This is a genomic window from Mesorhizobium sp. M4B.F.Ca.ET.143.01.1.1 (genome assembly GCF_004792275.1).
GTDB lineage: Bacteria > Pseudomonadota > Alphaproteobacteria > Rhizobiales > Rhizobiaceae > Mesorhizobium > Mesorhizobium abyssinicae.
Window position 1 is genome coordinate 1 of record NZ_SRSR01000382.1, and the last position, 279, is coordinate 279.

General features: G+C 61.3%; 1 pseudogene. It reads right to left on the minus strand.

The window, feature by feature from the left end:
• Positions 1-279, minus strand: a pseudogene (locus EN786_RS37440) (ABC transporter permease); the annotation flags it as partial.

Below are 279 nucleotides of genomic sequence, written 5' to 3' on the forward strand. Positions count from 1 at the left end.
CCACGAAGGGCTGCAATTTGAGCCGCGTGATCAGCCAGCCATGGACGAAGCCGATGATGGCGCCGAGCAGGATGATCATCGCGAAGGCCAGGGGCCAGTCCAACTCGCGCACGGCGATGAAGTCGATGAACAGCGTGCCGAGCAGCGCGACCAGCGAGCCGACGGAGAGCTCGATGCCACCAGTGATGATGACGAAGGCCTGGCCGATGGAAAGGATTCCAAACAGGCCAATCAGGTTGGAGGTGTTGGCGAGGTTGATCGGCAAGAGGAAGCGCGGAT